Source organism: Oscillospiraceae bacterium MB24-C1 (assembly GCA_030913685.1).
GTDB lineage: Bacteria > Bacillota > Clostridia > Oscillospirales > Ruminococcaceae > Yanshouia.
This window is the reverse complement of sequence record CP133187.1, coordinates 1,541,249-1,562,391: the sequence shown is the minus strand read 5'-3', so window position 1 is coordinate 1,562,391 and position 21,143 is coordinate 1,541,249. Positions and strand designations below refer to the sequence as shown.

Here is a 21,143-nt window from a genome sequence, read left to right as displayed (position 1 = left end):
AGAAAGGGGCTTTACGCTTTATGGAACTTTGCAAACAGGCTTTAGCAGAGGTTGGCGTTTCATTGCCAAATATCCTTTTGCCAGCCGATAGCGTCGATCTGCACCGTTTTTCAGTCATAGCCTGCGATCAGTTTACGGCGCAACCCGAGTACTGGCAGGATGTGGAGAATATTGTGGGGGATGTATGCTCAACGCTGCGTATTACACTGCCAGAGGTTTACCTCGCTGATAATAATGATGATGCCATAGACCGCATAAACACCACCATGCGCCAGTACCTTGAAAAGCATTTGCTGGTGGATATCGGTGAGACTTTTATCTACCTGCGTCGAAGAACCAGTGCCGGCGTTCGTCAGGGGCTTGTAGTGGCGTTGGACTTAGAACAGTATGATTACACCAAGGACGCAAAATCGATGATACGCGCCACCGAAGGCACCATTGTCGACCGACTTCCTCCGCGTATTAAAATACGTAGCGGTGCCCCGCTTGAAACGCCGCATATTATGGTACTTATCGACGACCACGAAAACCGGTTAATGAGCCTTCTGGCTGAGCAGGTAGAGACGATGGAATGTCTGTACGATTTTACACTGATGAAGGATGGCGGACACAGCGAGGGCTATCGCGTTGACGCCCCAAAGATAGTGCTGGAGATTGCCCGCATATTAAAGGAACTTAAATTGCAGGGCGGCGATAATTTTCTGTTTGCTATGGGAGATGGTAACCACTCCTTTGCGGCTGCCAAGGCCTGTTGGGATGCGATTAAGCCCACCCTTTCACCTAAGGAGCGCGAAAACCATCCCGCTCGCTATGCGTTGGCGGAGCTGGTGAACCTCTATGACCCGGCGTTGACTTTTGAGCCGATTCACCGATTGCTTTACAATGTGGACCCTGACGCTGTCCAGCGCGAGTTGGGCTTTAACGCAGCTAATCCACCAGATGCCCAGATGTTGCAACCCAAGCTGGATGAATGGCTGAAGGCACATCCAGAGGCGGAACTAGAATATATACACGGTGAACAAGAATGCCGCGAATTAGGCGATAAACCCGACCGGTTGGCTATTGTTTTTCCCGAATTTGACCGCGACTCGCTTTTTGCGGTAGTGCGCCAAAAAGGTGCGTTTGTGCGCAAAAGCTTTTCGATGGGTGAAGCGCGTGACAAGCGCTATTACCTCGAATGCCGTAAAATAAAATAAAGCAAAAGGCCTGCCGAAATTTTCGGCAGGCCTTTAAGTCGTTGTTAATGGGTCTCTAGATCAGAAAGGGTGATAATACCTTTGTCAAGGGCAATGGCACGCAGTGCAACATAAAGCTCTGCTTGCGTTGTGTCATAATAGGGGACCACAAACAGGACACCGATAACCATCGCGAGCATACCAAGTAGAAACCACCCAATAAACGAGAGAGTTAAAACAAACATACGCCATTTATGTCCGTCGGTCATTGCCATGGACATTTCGATCGCACGGCTCGGTGGTATGCCGGGATTTTCCGCCAGCAAAAAGGGCACCATAGCGTAAGAATAAGACTTAATAATACCGGGGATAAGTAGCAAAAGGGACCACAGAAAGATATAAATATTGCGCAGTAGCATTGTCATGACAACATTGCGATATCTTCCGCCGGTAAAGCCACGCGTGATGTTTTCCAATCGAAAACGCATTTGAGTTGATTCAAGGAAATAATGTTGGGTACCCACTTCAAGCGGGCCAAGAACAAAAATAGAGATTAATGACGAGGCAATTGTTAACGAAAAAAACGTTCCAAAAAGCATTGTTATAACCGGTAATGTCAAAAACGGTTCAATGCCCTGTGAAAGGCCGTTAAAATCGCTTTGGTTATAATTAAATGAAAAGATGTCTTGGCTTGAAACAAGTACCGAAATCAGGCTGACCAAAAAAGCTTTCCAATAAGAAACCCTCAGAACCGCTTTGGCATTTTCTTTTAACTGGGAGCTGTTCCACATTGTGCATCACCTCGTTGACATTTCACTTATTTTAACACAAAATGTCATCTACGGCAAGATAGATGGTTTACAGCAGCAGATAACCCAGTGCCATCAGCAGCATTTTGTTATCTTTATGCTCGTTAAAAATGGCCCACATGACAAGTAAAATTACCAGTTTTTCGCCGTCTATGCCAAAGCCCTCCAACAGGCCGGAAAGAGGCTCTGAAACCGATGAAATGGTACTTTGAAGCGTTTCGCCCAGCCCGCTGAACGAATCGCCCAGCCCCTGTCTTCGCAACAGATCCAAAAGCCCAGATCCACCGGAGCGCGGCGCATTTTGATTTCCACCCTGTGAATAGCCTCTTTGCCCACCTGGGGACGAGGCGTTGCTCTGATTTTGCGGACCGGATTGGCGTCCACCGCCAAAGAGATGCGAAAGAATATTATTAGACGGTGAAAAGCCGGGTTGCCGCTGTGGCCCCTGCTGCATATTACCCTGAGAAGACATGTTTTGCTGCGGTTGGCTTTGCTGGGGCGGATCTTGCTGCATATTATTTTGCGGCGGCATATTTTGCTGGGGTGAGCGTCCAAGTGGCGCTTGCTGCTGGAATTGCTGCTGCACCCCAGACGGATGGGTTGGCTGAGCCTGAAACTGGGGATGGGGTTTTGCTGACGGACCAGATGGCTGAGACGGAGCGGTCTGATCTGGGAACGCATTGGACTGCTCCACCGACTGTCTAGCCCGTAGCTGCATGTCGCGTACGCGCTTGAGTGCTTCCTGCTGCATGGTCAGCGTTTGGGAATCGGGAAACTGGCTGATGATCATTTATTGTCACCGCCCTTCAGACGATTGAACAAACCCAACTCCTTGACAAGCGGAAGCAGACGGATTAGCTGAAGAATTCGAATGGCATCATCGACTTTTTTAGCACGCTCATCAGAAAAATGTGGTTTTAAAGCGCGCAGCAGCTCGGTATTTCGGTCGTCTTGGTTCAGTGCCGAGATGGCCCGCTGCATCAGCATCAGGGTGTTTAAATCGAGAGGGGGAGCACCTGCCTGCGATGATGACGATTCGGAGGAGAAGAAAGGAATGCCACCGCTGTTCGGGGATGCGTTGCCGGTCTGTGGTGGTACAAAGCTGTTTTGGCCGGCCTGCGGCCCAGCCGACCCAGGGTCGGGAAGCCCTAGTGCGGCAGTGACCGAACGCAGCTGATTCATTCCTTCTTCGCTGCTCAAAAATTGTGTGATCATCGAGGCGAGGTCATCCATGGTTTATCTGCCTTTCATCAACTGGTTTAGCATCTGCTTAATCTGCGGCTGCTCTAAAAATTGAGAAAGCGCCTGCGGGTTTTTTAGCAGCTGTCCGATTTGCTGCTGTTGCTGTGCGTTGATACCCAGCTGGTCAAGATTTCCTTTTTCCAACTGATCCTTAAGCGTTTGCGGGTCGCGTCCAAGCTTCTGGCCCGCCATTTTCAGCATGGCGTCCAGTTGTGCGGGAGGAATATTGGATGGCATGTTCAAAGCAATTTCACCACCTTACAGTTTAATCATATGAAAATACAAAAAGGGTTATGTCGTATCATATGCCACCAGATGCAGTTATGATACTGTTTTGATTTCGGTATTGGGGTAATAATGTAGCAAAATCTCTTCACAGGTATTGCCTTGACGAGCCATAAAATCGGCGCCGTATTGGCTCATTCCCACACCGTGACCATAGCCAAGGGTCTCGACAGAAAAGGTTCCACCTTGATAGGAGATTTCAAAGCAGCCAGAACGCAGACTCAATGCGTTGCGCACGGCTTGCCCGTGTACCTCGAGATCGCCAACTTTAGCGAGTGTTACATAGCCTGAATCGGACGTTTCCAGCGGAACAATCCACTTTTCGGGGGTGTCATCGTCGAGCGTTACATCGGAAAAAGCCTGCATTAGCAGCAGCTTCATGGTCTTTTTGTCGTAGGTCTCGGTCACCTTATAATCAGGTGCAAGCAGATCGCCGTCACTTTCTACCGGTACTAGATAGGGTAGTGATACCGTCCACACATTGTCGGAGGCTTCGGTTTGCCCTGCGCTGGTGGAGTGATAGGCGGTCAGCGCGGGTTTACCGTTATAGGTTACAATGCGGGTCAAGGCATAATCGGCGGCGTCGCAGATTTTTGGCCAAAACAGTTCGGCGCTTTCGCCGTAGCGCTCAAAAAAACGCTCCTTAGTGATGTAGCCTTCCAGACGCTCAGGGTCAGCGGAAAAATCGGCGCCCTTGAGTGTTGGGTCGGGGGTCTCAGCCTGCCGATGTGCGCTGTAAAGCGCCCACGTATGCGCAGCGATGGCCTGAGCGGTCAGCGCTTGCTGATGAAAAGTAGCAGGCATCTCAGAGGCGACCGCCCCGCGGATATATTCGGCTGCGTCCACCTTGAATACTTTTTTAGTTGTGCGGTCAAAAATCTTAAAGGACTTGCGCGCCTCAAGGTCGGCATCAGAGGGCGCGACGGTTGTCACGGCGGAGGAAGGGTTGCTTTCGCTCTCCGACACGCTTTCAGCCATCGAAGAGACAGCCGATACCGATGCAGGTTCCGAAGCAGGAACGCTCTCAGAAAAAGATAAAATATCCCCCTGCCCCGATAGCGAAGCGACAAAGGGGATGGCGACGGTTAGCAGCGTCAGCAGCACTAAAAAAAATATTGTGGCCCGCATAGGACATCCCTTTCTTTTGGCTTTATTGACTTTGACAATAGGATGGGATAAAATATTCCTATTGTCAGCTTATGCGGACAGGCCGGTAAATATGTTTTGACCTCTTTGGCCCCGAATCAAAGCTGCGCAAAAGAAAGGCGATGAAAAGCGTTTGTATAAAAAGAGCATCAAGATATTTTTAGGTGGGACATTGATAGCCGCTTTGCTGCGCATTCTGTTGAAGACATTATACATTGATACCGAAAGCGGATTTTATTTGGGCGGCGGTTTGTTGGTTTACGGCTTTGCGACGGTGGTGTTGTTAACCACCTTGGCGGTGACCGTGAGTACACTACGGGCAGATGGAGCAGACACTGCGACACTTAGGGGCAATCGGCCGCTTGAGCTGGCAGCGGCTGTATTAGGGTCAACTATTGCGGCAACTAGCGTTCCAAAGCTGATGACAGCGCTGGCAATAGACCCGGCGGAACTTGTTATCAACCGTTTGCCTAGATGGTTGTTGATTATTGAGAATGTTTTGGGTCTGGTGGCCGGTATGGCCTTTTTGTATCTGGCCTTTTGCTTTTATAGTGGGTTTAAGCGTTCTGGCATTCAAGGCATGCTGGCGCTTCCAATGGTGATCTGGCAGGCCATTAGCATGGTGGAACGTTATATTTCGTTCCGGCAGGTTAATACAGTTTCTGACCAGTTTATCGAGACGATGTATCTCGTGTTTGCCACACTGTTTTTGCTGGCGAATACCCGCTGCATGGCTGGTATCCCAAAAAGTCGGCGAATTTGCGTACTCTGGGGCTTGCTCGCAGCTCACTTTGGGCTGGTTCTGATCGTCGGACAGTTAGCTGGGATGATGGTATTGGGCGGCGATATTTCTGGCCCGCCTGTGCTACAAATATTAATCATCGCGGCACTGACACTCTACGCGTTGGTGGTTTCGGGTTCGTTGATCTGCTGTGGAAACAATTAAATCAGTTGGCGCCATAAGATTTGCAACGCGTTAAAGGGGCGGCATCGTTTTCACGATGCCGCCCCTAGCTGTTAAGTTATTTTACTTAAAAGGAGTAGACTGAGCAGAAAGCTTACCGCTCCTCGCGGAAGTAATTAAGCCCCAAGCTGGCGGGAATGTGCGCGCCGCTGCTTTTCCGCACTGAGCTGATGATGAGCACGAGTGCTGTAATCAAGAACGGTAGCATATCATAAAATGCGTTTGGAAAGGGGAACAGGCTCTTTGCTGCGTAATATTTAAGCACACGCAGTGCGCCAAATATAAACGAGCCATAAAGGGCGTTCACCGGCTTCCAGCCCGCGAAGATGACCAGCGCCACGGCGATCCAGCCGAGGCCGCCAACGTTATCGCTTATCCAGACACCACTGTTGATGATCATTGAGCAATATGCCCCACCGATGCCGCAGATGCCACCACCGACGACGATATTGACATATTTAAGCACCGTGACATTGATGCCCGCCGCGTCGGCTGCCGCCGGATTTTCACCGATGGCGCGGACGTTGAGGCCAGTTTTGGTTCGTTGTAGGTAATATCCTGTTGCAATGGCAATTACAATGCCCAAATAAACAAACGGATTATATGAAAACAACAGCTCACCGACGACCGGCAGTTTGCCCAGCCCCGCAAAATCGATGCCGCGCATTTGGGCGGTAATCGTCTCTGGCAGCTTTAAGGTCTTATCCGCCGAGCGACTGATCATCAATACACCCACAAAGTTTGAAAGTCCAATGCCGAAAATCGTTAACGTCAGCCCCGTGACATTTTGGTTTGCAAAAAAGGTGACGGTGAGCACGGCGTAAATCAGCGCCGAGAGGGCGCCACCCAAAAAAGCGGCCAGAATGGCTAATATAAAATTATTAGTGTAATAACCGGTCATAAAGCCCGCGCACGCGCCAATGGACATCATACCCTCTACGCCAAGGTTTAGGTGGCCGACACGCTCACTTAAAATTTCGCCGACGGTGCCAAATAGCAGGGGTGTGCCCGCCAGTACGGCGGCGACAAGGAATTTAATCAGCATGTCCATTACTTTTCCCCTCCTTTCTTGCGGATCGAAAAGGTGTAGCGGATGAAGAACTCGCACCCTAAGATAAAAAACAAAATGATGCCCTGTAAAACGTCAGCACAATCCGTGGAAAGGCCAAAGGTAGATTGCACGACACCGGAGCCTTTTTCCAGAATTGAAAAGAGAGACGATACAATTAAAATGACAAAGGGGTTTAATTGCGCGAGCCATGCGACAATGATAGCGGTGAAGCCTACGCCTCCGGCGACGGAAGTAGTTAGCGTGATGTCTGAGCCGGTGGCCTGTACCATACCGCAAATGCCACCGATTGCACCCGAGAAAAACATGGTGCGCAAAATAACCCTTTTGACGTTCATGCCGGCGTAACGTGCAGTTTCCTGACTTTCACCTACGACACTGATCTCATAGCCTTGTTTGGTGCGACTGAGATAGATATAGACAATGATCACAAGCGCCAGCGCAACCATCCAACCGATATGTATGCCGAAAACCTTATCCAGTGCGGCGTTTTTATTAAACCGTGCAATTTTAGCAAAGCCAGCCGCGCCTGGGTCCTTCCACGGACCGTCGCGCAGGTAAGAGACGATGTGTAATGCAATATAGTTGAGCATCAGGGTAAATAGCGTCTCGTTGGTATCAAATTTAACTTTGAAAAAGGCAGGTATCAGCCCCCATAGCCCACCACCGATGAGGCCTGCCAAAAACATGACGGCAATCAATAGCCAATGGTTCCAGTCAGCATGAAACAGCGCAAAATAAGACGCGCAGATAGCGCCCGCGATGATCTGCCCCTCGGCGCCGATATTCCAGAATTTCATTTTGAAAGCAAGCGTGACACCCAGCGATGAAATGGTAAGTGGAATGGCGTATTTCACGGTGGCCTGAATTGCCATCTTGCTGCGAAATGCTCCCGAAAGAATGGTGCCGTAAATCTCCATGGGGTTGTAGCCAATGGCCAAAATAAACACACCGCCTGCAACCAGCGAGATCAATACAGCTTGCAGCCGCAGCAGGAGAATTTGGCTGCGGGTTTTTTCGGCGCGCTTGACAATGCGGATTAACGGGTCGTGATTACCGTTGCCGATCTTTTGCATCAGGCGTCGCCTCCTTCCTGGGGTGTAGCCCCCGTCATCATCAGGCCGAGCTGCTCCTTGGTAGCGGAGCGTGCATCCACAATGCCTGTGATCTTGCCGTGGCACAGCACCATAATCCGGTCAGAAAGCTCGAGTAGCACATCCAAATCTTCGCCAATATACATAACCGCCACGTTGCGGCGCTTTTGCTCATTAAGCAGATCGTATACGGTGTAAGAGGAGTTGATATCCAGTCCGCGCACCGGATAAGCGGTGATAAGTAGGTTGGGTGACGATTCAATCTCACGTCCCAAAAGAACCTTTTGAACATTTCCGCCGCTTAAGAGCCGCACCGGGGTATCGACGCCGGGCGTCACGATCGAAAGCTTTTTGATCAGCTGTTCAGCCAGCGCTCTGGCGGGTTTGCGGTCGACAAAGATGCCGCCGTTGGTGTGATAAGATTTAAGTAGCATATTGTCCACCATACCCATGGAGGCAACCAACCCCATGCCCAGGCGATCTTCAGGCACAAAGCTCATGCTGATGCCCAGCGCAATGATTTCAGATGGTGATTTACCGACGATATTTTCCTTTTTGTATAAAATAGCGCCCTTTTTTGGCTTTAACAGGCCGGCAATTGCTTCGCACAGCTCCTTTTGTCCGCTGCCGGCCACGCCCGCCACGCCGAGAATCTCGCCGGTTCGAATCTCAAACGAAATGTCATCTATAGCCACGCTACCATCGGCGGTGGGCACCGTGAGATCCACAACCTTCAAAATAGGCTTTGGTGAGTGGGCCTCGGGCCGGTCGATTTCAAGGCTGACCGGTCGGCCGACCATCAGTTCGGTCAGCTGTGCCTGGCTTGTCTCGCCAGTGACGACAGTATCGATGCTCTTGCCCTTGCGCAGGATGGTGACCCGGTCAGAAATCTCGAGCACTTCGTTTAGCTTATGGGTGATGATGATAATGGCGCAGCCCTGTTGTTTCATCCGCCGCAGAATGGCGAAAAGCCGGTTGGTTTCCTGCGGGGTGAGCACGGCGGTCGGCTCATCTAGAATCAGAATTTGTGCGCCGCGGTAAAGTACTTTGACAATTTCGACGGTTTGCTTTTCACTGACCGACATGTCGCATACCCGCTTTAAGGGGTCAATTTCTAATCCAAAGGCACTGCAAATTTCCTCAATTTTACGGCGCAATTGTTTTGGCGGCAACAGCTTTTCAGCGGTGCCCAGAACGATATTATCCATCGCCGAAAATATTTCGACCAGCTTAAAGTGCTGATGAATCATGCCTATGCCAAGCTTCATCGCATCCACCGGTGAGTTGATCGTTACCTCCTGACCATTCACTGAAATGGCACCGGAATCGGGGCGATAAATGCCCGAGAGCATGTTCATCAAAGTAGTTTTACCCGATCCATTTTCGCCTAGAAGTGCTAAAACCTCGCCGTGATTTACCGCAAGATCGATACCATCATTGGCCAGCACGCTGCCAAAGCGTTTGGTTATTTGTTTGCATTCAATTGCGAAGTGGGACTGAGAAGACGCTTCCACGTGATCACCCCTCTGTAAAAATAAATTATTCACTCAAAAGTGCCGTCGGTTAATCCGGCGGCGCTTTTCAACAAATAAAATCAAGAGCGGGGCGGTCATTTTTGAATGACCGCCCCGGCCTAAATCGTTGTGTTTGGCGGTGCAGCAGTTACTTTACAACAATGTTCTTGAAGTACCAGTTGACGTCGCTATAATACTCGCTGGTGTGCATTTGGCCGTCATTGCCCTCAATTTCACCATCGAATACATCCCAGTCGCCGGAGCCAATTTTCTGGCGGGCTTCTTCAATCTTCTCCACGGTGCCCTCGGCACACAGGTCAGAAAGTGCGGTGATGTCAACAAAGCCCTCGGGCAGTCCACCATAGTAATTTTCACCGGTCCAGGTGCCGTTGAGGACGTGCTCAACCGCCCAGGAGTAATAGGTGCTCCAGTTCCAGACAGCGCTGGTCAAAACAGCTTTGGGCGCATCCTTGGACATGTCAGAGTTGTACCCAACGCCCCAGACGCCTTTTTCCTCAGCGGCAAGCTGGGGGTTGGGGGTGTCGCAGTGCTGGCCAATAACATCGCATCCCAGAGCGATCAAGGCTTCGGCAGCCTGCTTTTCGCCTTCGGGATCAAACCAGCTGTTGGTGGTCTTAACAAAAACCTCGCAGTCGGGGTTAACAGAGTTGACACCCATTGCAAAAGCGTTCAAGCCACTGGTGACTTCGCCATTCTCGGTGCCCCAAGCGGCGACATAACCGATCTTGTTGCTCTGAGTTTTAAGACCCGCGGCAATGCCGGCGAGATAACGAGCCTGATAAATGCGGCCGAAATAGTTATTGAAGTTCTTGCCATTGGACTTATAACCCGAGCCATGAGAGAAGATCACATCGGGGTATTCTTCAGCCAGCGCTTCGCAGGTATCCATGTAGCCCCAGCTAGTGGCGAAGATGATGTTGGCACCTTCCTCGATGCACTCAAGCATCGCGGTCTCAATTGCAGTCGCGTCGCTGTCGTTGATGTTAATCTTACGGATGATCTGGTCGTCGCGCAGACCGAGATTCGTCTGCATGCCGATGATGCCCTGATCATGAGTAAAGGTATAGCCCGAGCCTTCAGCGGGGTCAGAGATGTGAATGACGCCAATTTTGATGTTATCCTTTGTGATGGCATTCGCCGGTGCGCTTTCAGAGGGCGCAGCCTCGGAAGAGGCGGCAGGAGCGGCCTGACTGGAAGCAGGAGTACCGCCGCATGCGCCTAACAGTAACATGCCGGCAGCCAGCAAAATGGCAAGACTTTTCTTCATTTCTTTTTCATCCTCCTAATTATGGTAGCCTATGTTCTTTTTTATTACTGCGGCGGATGCCGCGAGCAAACACTGTTAATCACGGAAGACGATCCCATGATCATCCATAGCATCGACAATTGCGAGCGACTCGACTCGCACGCCCATATCGCGAATGAGCTTTCCGCCTTCCTGAAAACCTTTTTCAATGACGATTCCGGCACCCACCAGCGTCGCGCCCGCGCCGTTGACCAACTCGATCAGCCCTTTGAGTGCACAACCATTCGCCAAAAAATCGTCGATAACCAGCACCTTGTCATCTGCTGTTAAAAAGCGCTTTGAAACAATAATGTCGTACACCTTTCCATGGGTGAACGACTCAACACGGCTAGTATACACCTCACCCGCAATATTCTTGGTGGGGTTCTTTTTGGCAAAAACAACAGGGACATTAAAATACTGTGCGACAATACAGGCGATTCCTATGCCGGAAGCCTCTATGGTCAAAATCTTATTGATATCACAGTCGGCAAATCGACGCTTAAACTCCTTGCCGATCTCTCCAAACAGTCCGATATCCATTTGATGGTTTAAAAAACTGTCCACCTTTAAGACGTTTCCGGACTTTACCTGTCCGTCTTTAAGAATACGATTTTTTAGCAGCTGCATAGCGCCATTACCTCAACTCTCTAAACGGTTATGAAACAAAATCAAACCAATACCATCTCAAAATCATGAAACAGGACTTTGAGCAATTGAATTGTATAAAACGTATTTTCGCTTTAAAAAGCAATAAAACAACACTGCATAGGCGACTGTCTTCAACTAAAATACAGTTTTTTAATCGAAGATTAGTATTACAGTAAAAATTCTATCAAAAAAGAGGGGGCTTGTCACCTATTTATAGATGAAAAGTTAGCGTTTTGTAAAAAATAGTGTCTTTGATGGAAAAGCGAGAAAAAACTCGAATTACTTTGGGAATTGCGACGAAGCAAAAATTTCCACTTCTTAAAAAACCTGCTTCATGGCGACATATTCAGCGATTCGAGTGTGGTCGGTTGCAATGGTTCCCTGTACCACCTGTGCGTTGCCACCGCCTTTGCCACCCAACGTTTGATGTAGTTCCTTTGAAAGCGTGCGTGCATCGCCTTGGGCTACGCCGAGCGCATAGCGGTATCCGTTCTCGTCGTCACCGCAAAGCAGCAAACAAGGGCCGGAGCGATGATCTATCAACTGCATACAAAACCGGCGTAGCTCGTTAGGGGTAAGATTATCTTCGAACAGGCACAACAGACCGTCGCCACGGTCGACAGATTCAAGACGGACGGTAAAAAGCTTGTCCTTTGCTGCGACCAACTCGGCGCGTAGCGCGTCAGCTTCACTGAGAATCCGCTGTACGGCTTTGGAAACCTCTATCGGTTTAGCCGAAAGCATGTGAGAGATATCCGCAACCGAAGCATCCTTCTGACGATAATCGGTCAGCGCCCTTTCGCCGCAAAGCATGCCCACACGTGTGCCGCCCTTATAACGCTGGGGAGACAACAGCTTGATCAGACCGATTTCTCCGGTTTTTGCCACATGGGTACCACAGCAGGCACAGCAGTCGGCATCCGGCACGGTGATGATGCGCACCTTCCCGAATAAGGCCTTTTTGCTGCGGTAATTAAGCGCCGTCAGTGCACTTGCATCGGGGTAGTACTCCTGCACCGGAATATTGGCAAACACAATGCGGTTAGCGGCAAGCTCGACGGTAGCCAGTTGTTCAGCCGAAAGTTCACCGTTAAAATCGACGGTGACCATTGCGCTACCCATATGAAAACCAACGTTATCCAGCTTAAACAGCTTGTGGACAATGCCGGAAACAATATGCTCACCGGTGTGATGCTGCATTAACGAAAAGCGTTTCAGCCAATCAATTTTGCCAATGACTGTTTCGCCGACGGTCAGCGGCGCGTCGGTGGTGTGTAGGATGTCCTCGTCCCTTTCGTGTACATCCAGCACCTTTACATTCCCTAACATGCCGGTGTCGGCGGGTTGCCCGCCCCCCTCGGGGTAAAAACAGGTAGCATCGAGCGCCACGGCAAAATGTTCCCCTTGCGGCACACAGGAAAGCACCGTTGCCGAAAACTCAATCTGGTAAGGGTTTTCACGAAATAGTCTTTTCTCAAGCATCAAAAGGTCACCCCGGTTTCATGGTTAAAATTAATAAATTTTAGTATAGCATAATAAAGGGGTAACTGTCAGCCCTTGTAGAAAATAGCGTTTGTGCTATAGTAAAAGAAAATCAGATAGGGGGTCAGCTGTATGGAACAGACCATCCGCGTCGGACGCTACCGACATTTTAAAGGAAATGAATATCGCGTGTTATATACCGCCACCCACAGTGAAACGCTGGAACCTTATGTCGTGTATCAGGCGCTTTATGGCGAAAGCGGCATCTGGGTACGCCCGGCCGGCATGTGGCATGAAACAATTATGCATGGCGGGAAGACGCAGCCACGCTTTCAGTATATTGGGAAGGAATAAATGTATGAAAGGTCTTGGAAAACTACAAAAGCTGATCGATCAAAGCCAAAGGGTTGTCTTTTTCGGTGGCGCGGGGGTATCGACTGAAAGTGGTATACCGGATTTTCGAAGCGTGGATGGGTTATATAATCAGCAGTTTAACTATCCGCCTGAAACCATTTTAAGCCATAGCTTTTTTATGAGGCACACTGAGGACTTTTATAGGTTTTATCAGACCAAAATGATGTACAGCAATATAGAGCCCAATGCGGCGCACAAAAAGCTTGCCGAATTAGAAGCAGCCGGCAAGCTCGCGGCCGTCATCACTCAGAATATTGACGGGCTCCACCAGCTGGCCGGCAGCAAAAATGTGTTGGAATTGCACGGCTCAATGTTGCGCAATCGATGTATGTCCTGCGGTAAGGCATATGGAATAAACGCCATGCGCGGCCCCGGCGTACCCCACTGTGATTGCAGCGGTGTGATAAAGCCGGATGTCGTGCTATATGAAGAGGCACTGGACACCGATACCGTCGAGCGGGCAGTGTCTGAGCTGCGGTCGGCTGATCTGGTCATTGTGGGCGGAACGAGTCTGGCGGTCTATCCGGCGGCGGGCCTGCTCAATTATGTTCGCGGTAAAATCGTGCTGATTAACCGCGACGCTACCCGATTGGATGACGCCGCAGAGCTGGTGCTCTGCGCGCCTATCGGTGAGGTGCTTTCTCAAATACAAGTTGGTACTTCGCCGAGATAGGGCAGGAGGATCTGGTAGCGTTCAATTAGCGTGTCGAGGCGCATGGCGGCGTTAGCCGCGCTGGGAGAGGGTAGCACAATGGCGGGTTTACCGGTGCTGTGTTCACACAGGCGGTGATAAAACCTTCCGGCTGTTTGGCCTGTGGTAAATATCGCCTGTATATCGGCTATTGCGAGTATTTGGGCAATATTGTTGGGCACAGCGTCTCTGATACTGGCATCACTGGCACCCTCTATGGTGCAGCTTTGCAGCACATCCCAAAGGGCGATGCCGTGTGAAAGGCAAAGGCTTCGACGGGCATTGTTATCGCCTACTGGGGGACGCCCTAGCAATGCACACAAAATTTGCCAGAAACGGTTTTGTGGGTGCGCGTAGTAAAAAGCTCGTTGCCTTGACATTGGAGAAGGCATTGTGCCAAGAATTAAAATTCTGGAATGCTCATCATAGATGGGTGATAAGGGGTGTTCAACGGTTTGTCTCATCAGCAGTCACCTCTTTTAAAACATTACTGCTCAGTAATTTTACATGACGTTATTATAACACATTGGGTTGCTGCGCCTCAGATATAGGCCACAGGCACGTAATAGCCAATCTGTAAGTTAATAGACCACAGACAAAAACCTCGGCGCATATCAACCGAGGGGAAAATATTGTAAAATCTAAAGGGTTCTTCCGTTGTTTTTGTGTGAAAATTTTGGCTTAAATGCTAAAAAGGTTAAACTGAATAAAAAACTGTATTACAACATCCAAAACAACTCGGTATGTAATTTTGTAGAAAACAAGTGAGCATGACAGTTCTTATTGTAGTTAGGCTATGAAATATTTGATCGGTTATTCTTGTTGCACAAAACAAAGCTTAATATTCACGAAACAACCTATCAACCCAACTTTTTTAGTATGGATATAGTTATTGGAAGTTTGATATGATAATTTTGCATCCAAGAATAAAGGGGAGTGTAGCAAAGTGATCATCTGCTATGAGATTGTATGTTCAGAGAAACACATTGAAGACTTAGGATCGTTCAGCGTATTTGGCCTGAGAGCATATGAGGAGGGGAAGCCGTGCAGTGACTCGGTCTGCTGCATTGAAGATATCTCCTCAGACAGGAAGTTTGTCGAAACCCTCTGTGATCGACTCAGGCGCCATGATGTACATCCCGACCATTTGAAAGGTATCGTGGTAGACGCAATTAGTTAATTACCGTTGGGAAAATTAAGCGGACCAGATCGACGCGGTTGTTGATCTGGAGCTTGCTATAAATATTTGAAAGATTTTTCTTTACGGTGCCTTCTGAGATGCCGCAATCGGCCGAGATGCCCTTGATGGAATTTCCGTTGACAATATGGCAGGCGATTTCAAATTCTCGTTTGGTAAGTCGGTTAGCCAAACTCTGTATGGATGGTTGCGGCCCGGTGTCAGGTATGATGAACAGAAATATTTGGTTGGAGTTTAGTGTTGGAATAGCAGCAATCAGGCAATTCAGGTTGCCTAGGCGGCGTGAAGCAGTAAGGATACTCTGTTTAGCGCAACAAACTGGAATGATCTTGATTCGCAGTAGTTCAAAATCCTCATGCGAATAAACCAGACGGTTAAAACAAGTATTAGCGTTTATGATTCTCTTGTATTTACAGTTTTCCGTTTCGATAACAGCCACACCGATATTTCCTGCCTCGCAGATTTGTCGAGGGCTTGTGTCGATCGATTTCATCATCTGATAATAGTCACGCTCTTGCAATTTATGAAGCCCAATGAGCATATACCGTTCAAAGTGGTTTAACGGAATCAGCGTGATCAACAGATGACAAGTCGTTTTATCATGCTCATATACATCCATATAGTAATGAACTTTGTTGAGCTCCATAGAGCGCTTTATAAGTCTGTCGGTACAGAGGTTTTGCATGTAAGAAAATAGCGTATCAATGTTATCGCCGATAGTTATTCCCAACAGCTGCGAAAGAGCAGGACTGATGCTTGCTATCTTATAGTTGCTTTCGTTACAGTTGATTAGAAGCGAATCGTGAAATGAACCATGGAACTTGTTTAGCGACATGTTAGCAAGGTTATTCACGCTATAGGTACGATTGGCCTCATCTACGTCCCAGATAGGAGACAGCGAAACTGTAAGCTTTGGTTTATTATAAGCAAGAGAATAGCACCAGAAACTGCCCTGAATTTCGCGTAGGTCTCGGATGGCCTCATTGCCATCTTTAATATAAGAAAAGGCCTGATATATCCAGGCGGCGGTTTTTTGAGCAACTACTTTTTCAAGGGGCATTCCCAGAGAATGGGGGCTGATGCCTACCACGCGACAGAATGCTTCTGTTACACTGTTTAATATTAAACAGGACCCTTGCTCATTTGCAGTGAGTATGCATTCATATACAGGAGAAGCGTTCTTCAAAATAGTCTTCCTTTCATAAATATTCTTCTTGTATCAACGATTTACCAATAATTATAACATTTTATACCTGTGTATTATATTGCGTTGTTCCACAAATTTTGTAGAAAAAGTTGTTTTATACGTTCAAAAACCACTATTGTTTTGTCGAAAAAGGATGAAAAATGTCGGAGCTTTTACGTCAAATGGTAGGTGAAATAAGGCGGCAAAGGTTATCCTTTGCCGCCTTATAAAAATTAAAACGCCAGGCTTTAAGCATTGAATTGATTGGCATCTTTTTCACAGGTTCTCATGGCTAGAATTGTTTGTGAAATCAGTTCGTCGAGCTCCCAACTAAGCAGCTCAGCCCCTTTTTGGATTACATCGCGGGAACATCCTGCTGCAAACGCTGGAGTTTTAAATTTCTTTTTGACCGATTTAAGCTCCATATCCTGAACACTTTTAGAAGGGCGCATCAGCGCGACAGCACCTATCAAGCCGGTGAGCTCATCGGTGGCGTAAAGTACCTTTTCCATCTCACTGACCGGTTCAATATCAACAGCGTGCGGCCAACCATGGCTTGCGGTAGCGCGTATAATAATGTCATCAATGCCGGCTTCCTTCATCAGCTGTTGCTGCTTTATGCAATGTGATTCGGGAAATTGTTCAAAATCAAGGTCATGTAACAAACCGACCACAGCCCAGAGATCTGCCTCGTCGGCATGCCCCAGCTGAATGGCAAAATAACGCATAACGCCTTCGAGCGTTACGGCGTGCTTAAGGTGAAAGGGCTCCTTGTTGTATTGCGTCAAAAGATTCCAAGCTTGTTCGCGTGTCATAAAAAATCAGGCTCCTTTATTTTGACAATAAATTTATTTTAGCCTTAGGGTAGCATAAAGTCAAACTAATTTGTTGACAAACATGCCCCAAATGCGCATACTAAAAACACTTCAAGACATTATTGCAGTGTAGAAACGAGGTAGAGCATGATCAAAATTGCTGAAAATGTGATTGATCTAATCGGCAGGACACCAATGCTTCAGCTGTCGACTTTCCAAAAAAATCATGATGTAAATGCGCAGATAGTGGCTAAACTTGAAAGCTTTAACCCCGGCGGAAGCGCCAAAGATCGTATTGGTCTTGCTATGATTACAGATGCTGAGCGCAAGGGGCTACTTCAGCCCGGCTCTACCATTATTGAGCCGACAAGCGGAAACACCGGCATAGGACTAGCCATGGTGGCGGCGGTCAAGGGGTACAAGGTCGTTTTAACTATGCCTGATACTATGAGTATAGAAAGACGACGGCTTTTGGCGGCCTATGGCGCTGAGATTATTTTAACAGAAGGCATCAAGGGAATGGCTGGAGCGGTCGAAAAGGCAAAGGTGCTTGCAGAACAGTTGCCCAACAGCTTCATTCCAAGCCAGTTTGAGAATCCATCAAATGCGCAGGCGCATTACGAAACGACCGGTCCCGAAATTTGGGCGGATACTGATGGCAAGGTAGCCGTTTTTATCGCGACTTTCGGCACGGGTGGAACTCTGAGCGGCGTGGGACGCTATCTCAAAAAACAAAATCCGGATATACGAATCATTGGGGTAGAGCCTGCGGCATCACCTCTGCTGAGCAAGGGTTATGCCGGGGCACATCAGATTCAAGGTATCGGGGCCAACTTTATCCCTGAAGTTCTTGATCGCGATGTCTATGACGAGGTGATTTCAGTCACTGATGCAGAAGCGTTTTCCGCCGCGAAGTCGGTAGCACGTACAGAGGGGCTACTGGTGGGCATTTCAAGTGGCGCAGCGTTAGCGGCGGCACTCGCAGTTGCGCAACGCTCTGAGTACATGGGTAAAATGATAGCGGTGGTCTTGCCAGATACTGGCGAGCGTTACCTTTCTACCGAAGTGTTCCAATAAACCTTTATCCGGGTCAACGTTCTTACTTCAGCTTACCGGGAAAGGCGCTTTGACCCGCACAGTTTTTTACGCGCAGTTTCGCAAACTTAATTTTTTGTTTTCTCGCCCATGAGTAGGCGGTCCAGCGCACTTTGTGCGTCTCAACGCTTGCGATAGACGGTTTTGCTAATTTCGGTGGGTGGCTTGGATGCTGCTGCAGCTCGACACGACCTTGTTACCTCCTCCTGTAACTATATTTTATTGAATTGACTTTTCGAGGCGCTGAGTTTTATCTTGTTTTTATAAATTTTTGATATTTTGGCATGTTAACACCTGCGAATTCTAGATTCGTGGGTGTTTTTCCATTAAAAAAACAAATTATAAAAGGGGACTTGCGTTTTGTATGACAAAATGCTAAACTAAAGAAAAACACACCCCTGGGGGGTGGGGAGGGAGAGTTCTCATGAAACAATCTTTTACTGTTACGGGCATGACCTGCTCAGCCTGCTCAGCCAATGTTGAGCGATCGGTGAAAAAGCTTGAGGGCGTACAGTCGGTCAACGTCAACCTGCTCGCTAACAAAATGACGGTAGAATATCAACCCGATAAAGTAAACGACCCCGACATTGTGGCGGCGGTGACGGCGGCGGGCTACGGCGCCAGCACGGGCGATACATCTGTACAGGGTGCTGAAAAGCAGTCTGAAAAATCATTGCTGCAACAGCAGTTGGCCGAGATGAAACATCGCCTCATCGTTTCTTTTATCTTTTTTGTGCCGCTGATGTATATTTCAATGGGGCATATGATGGGGGTACCGCTACCGCCTTTTATGGTTGGAATGCAAAACGCCATCGCCTATGCCATGACCCAGCTTTTGCTGACGCTACCGGTGCTCTATGTCAACCGTAAGTTTTTTCAGGTGGGTTTTAAAACGCTGTGGCACCGCGCACCCAATATGGATTCACTTATCGCAATCGGTTCGACCGCGGCAGTGGTTTACGGCGTGTTTGCCATCTACCGCATAGGTTACGGTCTAGGCGTGGGTGACATGGGACTGGTCATGCGTTATCACAGCGATCTTTACTTTGAATCCGCCGCGACAATTTTAACGTTAATTACACTCGGGAAATATCTTGAAACGCGTTCAAAGGGCAAAACCAGCGAGGCCATTGCTAAACTGATTGATTTGGCACCTAAGACGGCAACTGTTATAAAGGACGGCGTCGAACGCGAAATTCCCGTTGCCGAAGTGCGGCAGGGGGATATTCTGGTAGTGCGCCCTGGACAGAGTATTGCAGTGGACGGCGTCATTGTCGAGGGTTCGTCGGCAGTCGACCAGTCGGCGCTCACCGGCGAAAGCATTCCGGTCGAAAAGGCAGTAGGGGATAACGTTATTGCCGCCACCATCAATAAAACAGGTTACTTTAAATTTGAGGCGCAAAAAGTGGGAGACGACACGACGCTCGCCCAGATTATTCGTCTTGTGGAAGAGGCGGGCAGCTCAAAAGCGCCCATCGCCAAGCTTGCGGATAAGATTAGTGGTATTTTTGTACCGGTCGTCATCACCATAGCAGTTATCGCCACTGCGGTATGGCTGATCGCGGGGCAAAGCTTTGAATTTGCGTTATCTATCGGCATCGCGGTACTCGTTATTTCCTGCCCCTGTGCGCTGGGGTTGGCAACGCCGGTTGCCATCATGGTTGCTACTGGCAAAGGTGCGCAAAACGGTATTTTGATTAAATCGGCCGAGGCGTTGGAGACGGCGCACAGCGTACAGACAGTTGTGCTCGATAAAACTGGCACCATCACTGAAGGTAAGCCTCGCGTAACCGACGTGCTACCGGCAGAAGGTGTAACCGCCGAGACGCTTGTGCAGGCAGCGGCATCTTTAGAGCAGGCCTCCGAGCATCCGTTGGCCGAGGCGGTCACCGAATATGCCCGGCAGCAGAACATGGTGTTATCGGTAGTCGAAAAGTTCGAGGCCATTTCCGGCAAGGGACTTTCGGCCGAGATTACGGGTGAGATTTACTTTGCTGGTAACGCGGCGCTGATGCGACAACAAAATATAAACTGTACGCAGTTGGAAAAACAGTGTGACGCACTGGCTGATCAGGGCAAAACACCACTTTACTTTGCAAAAGGTGGTGAGCTGCTGGGTGTCATCGCGGCGGCAGATGTCGTCAAGCCTACCAGCCGCCAGGCTATCGCACAGCTCAAGGCGCTCGGCGTTGATGTGGTAATGCTCACCGGTGATAATCGTAAAACTGCCGAGGCAATTCGCAGGAGCCTTGATATCGACCGCGTGGTGGCCGAGGTGCTACCACAGGATAAAGAGCGCGAGATCCGCGCCATACAAGAGCAGGGGCAGCGCGTTGCAATGGTTGGCGACGGCATTAATGACGCTCCGGCGCTGACCCGTGCCGATGTGGGTATCGCGATTGGTGCTGGAACTGATATCGCCATTGAATCGGCTGATATCGTATTGATGAAAAGTGATCTGCTAGATCTGGTCACAGCCTTGCGGCTCTCTCATGCAACGATACGCAATATCAAAATGAATCTGTTTTGGGCGTTTTTCTACAACGTTATCGGCATTCCGCTAGCTGCTGGGTTGCTTTATCCGATGTTCGCACTAAAGCTCAACCCGATGTTCGGCGCTGCGGCCATGAGCCTTAGCTCGGTCTGCGTGGTTAGCAACGCATTAAGACTGCGGTTCTTTAAGCCGCAGCCCACCGGTGTAGATGTGCAAAGCGCAGTTTCGCCACAGTTAGAATCTCAGCAAACCAATCAAGAACTGGAGGAAAATGATATGAAGAAAATCATCACAGTCAATGGCATGAGCTGCCAGCATTGTCAAGCCTCGGTCGAAAAGGCGCTTTCGGCGGTAGAGGGGGTCGCTTCTGCCAAGGTGGATCTCGCCAAAAAAACCGCAACGGTTACTCTTGCGTCAGAAGTGGCGGACGACGCGCTGATGAAAGCAGTGAGCGAAGCGGGGTTTGAGCCAGTATCGGTCACTGAAAAAAAAGGCCTGTTTGGCAATTGAGAG

20 protein-coding genes are annotated in these 21,143 nt (G+C 49.1%); 6 read left to right on the top strand and 14 right to left on the bottom strand.

Going from position 1 to position 21,143, the window contains the following annotated elements; genetic code table 11:
* The first annotated feature begins 20 nt into the window (after positions 1-20).
* Positions 21-1,196, top strand: a complete 1,176-nt coding sequence (locus tag RBH76_07430) for a DUF1015 domain-containing protein (protein ID WMJ82572.1) — start codon at positions 21-23, stop codon at positions 1,194-1,196.
* A gap of 44 nt (positions 1,197-1,240) precedes the next feature.
* Here the strand turns inward: RBH76_07430 and RBH76_07425 are convergent, their stop codons facing one another.
* The 5 genes from RBH76_07425 to spoIID form a co-directional block, all read right to left on the bottom strand.
* Positions 1,241-1,966: a DUF975 family protein gene (locus RBH76_07425; protein ID WMJ82571.1), complete on the bottom strand. Its 726-nt coding sequence runs from the start codon at positions 1,964-1,966 to the stop codon at positions 1,241-1,243.
* A 67-nt stretch (positions 1,967-2,033) separates the two neighbouring features.
* On the bottom strand, positions 2,034-2,774 hold the full coding sequence (locus tag RBH76_07420) for a hypothetical protein (protein ID WMJ82570.1): 741 nt from the start codon (positions 2,772-2,774) through the stop codon (positions 2,034-2,036).
* Positions 2,771-3,217, bottom strand: a complete 447-nt coding sequence (locus tag RBH76_07415) for a hypothetical protein (GenBank protein WMJ82569.1) — start codon at positions 3,215-3,217, stop codon at positions 2,771-2,773. The genes RBH76_07420 and RBH76_07415 overlap by 4 nt, the downstream gene beginning before the upstream one ends.
* 3 nt (positions 3,218-3,220) lie before the next feature.
* Complete coding sequence (locus RBH76_07410; GenBank protein ID WMJ82568.1) at positions 3,221-3,469, bottom strand: hypothetical protein; 249 nt, start codon at positions 3,467-3,469, stop codon at positions 3,221-3,223.
* Positions 3,470-3,547: 78 nt separating this feature from the next.
* Positions 3,548-4,639 (bottom strand): stage II sporulation protein D, encoded by a 1,092-nt coding sequence (spoIID, locus tag RBH76_07405; protein WMJ82567.1) that lies wholly within the window; start codon positions 4,637-4,639, stop codon positions 3,548-3,550.
* A gap of 151 nt (positions 4,640-4,790) precedes the next feature.
* On the opposite strand from spoIID, the gene RBH76_07400 reads away from it, so the two are divergent.
* Positions 4,791-5,603: a hypothetical protein gene (locus RBH76_07400; protein WMJ82566.1), complete on the top strand. Its 813-nt coding sequence runs from the start codon at positions 4,791-4,793 to the stop codon at positions 5,601-5,603.
* Positions 5,604-5,715: 112 nt separating this feature from the next.
* Here RBH76_07400 and RBH76_07395 read toward each other — a convergent pair whose 3' ends face one another.
* From RBH76_07395 to RBH76_07370, 6 genes are all read right to left on the bottom strand, one after another.
* Positions 5,716-6,672, bottom strand: coding sequence for an ABC transporter permease (locus tag RBH76_07395; GenBank protein ID WMJ82565.1), 957 nt, complete (start codon positions 6,670-6,672; stop codon positions 5,716-5,718).
* On the bottom strand, positions 6,672-7,766 hold the full coding sequence (locus RBH76_07390; GenBank protein WMJ82564.1) for an ABC transporter permease: 1,095 nt from the start codon (positions 7,764-7,766) through the stop codon (positions 6,672-6,674). The genes RBH76_07395 and RBH76_07390 overlap by 1 nt, the downstream gene beginning before the upstream one ends.
* Positions 7,766-9,298: an ABC transporter ATP-binding protein gene (locus tag RBH76_07385; protein ID WMJ82563.1), complete on the bottom strand. Its 1,533-nt coding sequence runs from the start codon at positions 9,296-9,298 to the stop codon at positions 7,766-7,768. Before RBH76_07385 ends, RBH76_07390 begins: the two co-directional genes overlap by 1 nt.
* 148 nt (positions 9,299-9,446) lie before the next feature.
* Entirely contained in the window at positions 9,447-10,586 is a 1,140-nt protein-coding gene (locus RBH76_07380; protein WMJ82562.1) for a BMP family ABC transporter substrate-binding protein, read from the bottom strand.
* 75 nt (positions 10,587-10,661) lie between these two features.
* Positions 10,662-11,234, bottom strand: a complete 573-nt coding sequence (locus RBH76_07375; GenBank protein WMJ82561.1) for a xanthine phosphoribosyltransferase — start codon at positions 11,232-11,234, stop codon at positions 10,662-10,664.
* Positions 11,235-11,573: 339 nt separating this feature from the next.
* Positions 11,574-12,737, bottom strand: a complete 1,164-nt coding sequence (locus RBH76_07370; protein ID WMJ82560.1) for an alanyl-tRNA editing protein — start codon at positions 12,735-12,737, stop codon at positions 11,574-11,576.
* Positions 12,738-12,869: 132 nt separating this feature from the next.
* Between RBH76_07370 and RBH76_07365 the strand changes: the two genes are divergently transcribed.
* Both RBH76_07365 and RBH76_07360 read left to right on the top strand, forming a co-directional pair.
* Positions 12,870-13,091, top strand: a complete 222-nt coding sequence (locus RBH76_07365) for a DUF1653 domain-containing protein (GenBank protein WMJ82559.1) — start codon at positions 12,870-12,872, stop codon at positions 13,089-13,091.
* A 4-nt stretch (positions 13,092-13,095) separates the two neighbouring features.
* Positions 13,096-13,824: an NAD-dependent protein deacylase gene (locus RBH76_07360; GenBank protein WMJ82558.1), complete on the top strand. Its 729-nt coding sequence runs from the start codon at positions 13,096-13,098 to the stop codon at positions 13,822-13,824.
* On the opposite strand, the gene RBH76_07355 is transcribed toward RBH76_07360, so the two are convergent.
* From RBH76_07355 to RBH76_07345, 3 genes are all read right to left on the bottom strand, one after another.
* Positions 13,794-14,306, bottom strand: a complete 513-nt coding sequence (locus RBH76_07355; GenBank protein ID WMJ82557.1) for a DNA-deoxyinosine glycosylase — start codon at positions 14,304-14,306, stop codon at positions 13,794-13,796. The two genes, RBH76_07360 and RBH76_07355, sit on opposite strands and share 31 nt — an antisense overlap.
* A gap of 708 nt (positions 14,307-15,014) precedes the next feature.
* A complete protein-coding gene (locus RBH76_07350; GenBank protein ID WMJ82556.1) occupies positions 15,015-16,226 on the bottom strand; it encodes a helix-turn-helix transcriptional regulator in 1,212 nt (403 codons plus the stop codon).
* Between the two features lie 248 nt (positions 16,227-16,474).
* Positions 16,475-17,041, bottom strand: coding sequence for a hydrolase (locus RBH76_07345; GenBank protein ID WMJ82555.1), 567 nt, complete (start codon positions 17,039-17,041; stop codon positions 16,475-16,477).
* Between the two features lie 147 nt (positions 17,042-17,188).
* Between RBH76_07345 and cysK the strand changes: the two genes are divergently transcribed.
* Together cysK and RBH76_07335 are read left to right on the top strand one after the other, a co-directional pair.
* Positions 17,189-18,118 (top strand): cysteine synthase A, encoded by a 930-nt coding sequence (cysK, locus tag RBH76_07340; GenBank protein WMJ82554.1) that lies wholly within the window; start codon positions 17,189-17,191, stop codon positions 18,116-18,118.
* A gap of 442 nt (positions 18,119-18,560) precedes the next feature.
* The gene (locus RBH76_07335) at positions 18,561-21,140 is read left to right on the top strand and encodes a heavy metal translocating P-type ATPase (protein ID WMJ82553.1); all 2,580 of its coding nucleotides are present in this window, start codon (positions 18,561-18,563) and stop codon (positions 21,138-21,140) included.
* Positions 21,141-21,143 lie beyond the last annotated feature (3 nt).